Consider the following 2,976-nt stretch of genomic DNA (forward strand, 5'->3'; position numbering starts at 1 on the left):
CCTGCCGGCTGAGGTCGACCAGGTCGACCACAGGCGCCGCGCCGAGACGGCCGCTGATCGACCGAAAATGAACACGGTCAGCACGACGACGCCGAGCCAGCGCGAGGCGAACACCATTGCCTTCGCCCAAGCCGCGTCCACCATGTTCATCATGGACGCGATGCTCGGCCACTGGCCACGTCACCTCAAGATGCCACGGCCAGACGCTTACGCGTCGACAGCTGCCACTGGCGAAGCTGGATGTCGCCATCGGTGAAGACCTCCATGGAACTGTTCTGTCGACCGAAAGCAGATAGGACACCTCGCACTCGCTCGTGCGAATGCTGATCGGCGATTCGAACGAATGCCACGCTGCGCTGACCGACGCCGGCGCGCATGKCGCGGCCAGCGACGACCTCGAACGATTTTTCCTCGTCAGGGTGGCAAAGCCGCAGGTATCCGCCGTCCAGACCGACCGTGGTGACGTTCGATCCGCTGCCCATGTCGGCCGCCTCTGGCTGGACCTCGAGGCCCTGCGCATCCAGTCGCCGACCAGCGCCCAGAGTGTGCCGTCGCACCGTGCTCGTGGCGTTGGCTCCGCCCACCGGCAATAACAGCTCCAGCAACTCCGAGGACTTGGCATAGGGAATCGTGGCGGCCAGGCGGCTTTGGACGTACTCCAACTCCGCCGAGATCCAGCGCCAAGCGCGCCGTTCGCTCGGGGCGGTGCTGCAACGACATTCGCATCGCCGCCAACGCGGCACCTTCACGACAACATTGCCAAACAGGCTGCGGTAGTGAACGTCGTGGTAGTTCTTGGCGACGCGCAGCCTCCAGCGCCTTCACCTGCTGCTTGACCAGAGTCAGCCGCGCGCTCTCGCGCTCGATCTCCGCGCGCAAGACAGGCGGCACCTGCTCGAAATTGCGTTCCCACCAGCGCGCCCAGTCGCGCCCGCCGATGATGACGTGCGGACGCAGGTTGTGCAGCACCAGCAGCGAGCCGATGCGATTCATGTGGGAGGTGCGCTCCTGCGTCAGCCTGGCGAGTTCGCGGTGCGTGCGGCGCGCGTCTTCGTCCTCGGGCGTGGGCTCATGCACCACCGACCACACACGCTCACCGCGATGCTGGCGCAGCAGCATCGCCAGCAGCTTGTCGCCATCGAGCCGGTCGGTCTTGGCCCGCCTGGCGTGTCGGTTCACCTCGATGCTGGAGGAGTCGACCACGATGTTGTCCACACCCTGCTCGATCAGCCAGCGGTGCAGCCACCAGCCGTCGCGGCCTGATTCGTAGCACGAGTGCACCCGGGCCCCCTCGAGCTTGCAGCGCTCCCGGGCCTTGCCAATGCAGTGCGCAACGGCGGCCGTGTCGCCAGCGTCCACGTTGTACCGACTCGCGCCGCGGTGGCCATCGCTCGCCGTCAACTTCCACTTCTTGTCGCCGAGTTCGAAGCTCATGTACAGCTCGCCCGCGATCACCGTATCCTCACGTTGTGGGACTGCTTGTGTTGTCGACATTTCCATCTCCTTTGGCAAGAAGTTAAGGAAATCCCGTTTTAGCTAAACGGGTCTCGCTCGAGTAGTCCCACATAGCATCTTGATGGCGCGATTCAGGCCACAGCCATCGCATCGGCGCTGGCTGGTCGACATCAGCTCAACCTGACGCGTGACGATCTGGGCCTGCATCCGCGCGAGCAGCGCCTTGGCATCGGCCAATCCCAGCCCCAGAGTTTCGATGCTCGGCTGCGCATCGACCTCCAGCGTCAGCAGCGGCAATGCGTCCGACTCGGCAATGCCGCCGGAAATGGCAAAACTGACTTTGATCTGCATGGCCAAGCTCCAAAGGCGCGCCAGGTGTCATTTTCCAGCCGGAGAACTCGACCGCAGATTGGCCGGTCGCGATGAGAACTCGCAAGTGAGCGTCTGCACACCCCACCATTTGAATCGCTCTCTTCGCCGTTCAGGGGCCGGAGACGATACGCCGCAACGAAGTGAACAGCAATGCTCGCGAAATCAACGACTTACAGTGCTCGGGCCGCGTCGTTGCTGGGGATTCGATCCGTCAGTTTTGACACCGAAAACAAATCGACCCCTGGTCGCACTGAAGGACGAGKTCGAGGAGGGCAACAGCACTGATGCACGCGCTCGCTGCCGTGGCCATTGCCGGCGCCAGCCAGTCGGCTCAGCCGAAGGACGGATCGATGGCCTCACCGGAGACGTTGCAGGTCTTCGCTGCGGACCTTCGCGCGATCGCCGCGGCGCCGGGGTTCATCGCCACCGCCGAGCAGTTGCCGGAACTCGGCAACCACCACTGGATCCTGCTGCTGTACCGCATGGCCGACGGCGAGGTTCTCGCTGGGTTTGGCTACGTCGATGATCCGATCCCTGGCATGCTCGACCGCGAGGCGCTGGTCGAGTTCGTGGGGAACATGGTCGAGATGGATTCGGAACCAGGGGCGCTGGTGGGTGAGTCGGTGGCAGCGCACGGCGGGGTGACGCTCGCTGCCGGACTGGCGCGCGGGACCTAAGTGGCCACCTTGGCACGGATTTGCGGCAGGCGGCTGTCGGCCATCAACAGTCACTCGCGCGTCTGCTGGCTACTACCGCTCCAGGACTGCTTGCGGCCGGTCAAAATTCTCCGCTGAGCGACTGAGGCTGCCAAGAGCGGCCCTTGACTCTTCGCTGCGCGACGGGCCGGTCTACTCAGAACTTGATCGCCGCCACCTTCGAGGCTCGCAACAACCAATCCTCACTAGCATCTATGGCTGATACTTCGACTTGCCTTTGGTTGACCACGCCATCGAAGTGACAGTCCCGCTACGGCAAAGGTCCGACGAACAACTTCTCCGTCTGCATGTCGCGATAGGTATGGGGGATGCCGCCCACGCCGAGCCCCGACTCGCGCAGTCCAGCGAAAGGCATCCAGTCGACGCGGAATGCCGTGTGGTCGTTGACCATCACCGTCGAGGCATCCAAACGCTCGTAAGCGTGCATTGAAGT

General features: G+C 63.7%; 5 protein-coding genes. 2 read left to right on the top strand and 3 right to left on the bottom strand.

Going from position 1 to position 2,976, the window contains the following annotated elements:
* Nucleotides 1–185 precede the first annotated feature (185 nt).
* Nucleotides 186–749, bottom strand: coding sequence for a hypothetical protein (locus tag AC1DY5_RS49565; protein WP_478121660.1), 564 nt, complete (start codon nucleotides 747–749; stop codon nucleotides 186–188).
* A gap of 46 nt (nucleotides 750–795) precedes the next feature.
* Between AC1DY5_RS49565 and AC1DY5_RS49570 the strand changes: the two genes are divergently transcribed.
* Complete coding sequence (locus AC1DY5_RS49570) at nucleotides 796–1,263, top strand: hypothetical protein (RefSeq protein ID WP_478121661.1); 468 nt, start codon at nucleotides 796–798, stop codon at nucleotides 1,261–1,263.
* A gap of 273 nt (nucleotides 1,264–1,536) precedes the next feature.
* Here AC1DY5_RS49570 and AC1DY5_RS49575 read toward each other — a convergent pair whose 3' ends face one another.
* Nucleotides 1,537–1,806 (bottom strand): hypothetical protein, encoded by a 270-nt coding sequence (locus AC1DY5_RS49575; protein ID WP_478121662.1) that lies wholly within the window; start codon nucleotides 1,804–1,806, stop codon nucleotides 1,537–1,539.
* 323 nt (nucleotides 1,807–2,129) lie between these two features.
* On the opposite strand from AC1DY5_RS49575, the gene AC1DY5_RS49580 reads away from it, so the two are divergent.
* Complete coding sequence (locus tag AC1DY5_RS49580; protein ID WP_478121663.1) at nucleotides 2,130–2,504, top strand: hypothetical protein; 375 nt, start codon at nucleotides 2,130–2,132, stop codon at nucleotides 2,502–2,504.
* A 289-nt stretch (nucleotides 2,505–2,793) separates the two neighbouring features.
* On the opposite strand, the gene AC1DY5_RS49585 is transcribed toward AC1DY5_RS49580, so the two are convergent.
* Nucleotides 2,794–2,976, bottom strand: a 183-nt coding sequence (locus tag AC1DY5_RS49585) for an aldehyde dehydrogenase family protein (RefSeq protein ID WP_478119504.1), incomplete at its 5' end; no start/stop codon positions are given.

It is taken from the genome of Variovorax sp. P4_D9 (assembly GCF_056401695.1).

Excerpts from the sequence above, each read along its gene's own strand:
- AC1DY5_RS49575 (WP_478121662.1), bottom strand. The coding sequence starts at position 1,806 with ATGCAGATCAAAGTCAGTTTTGCCATTTCCGGCGGCATTGCCGAGTCG.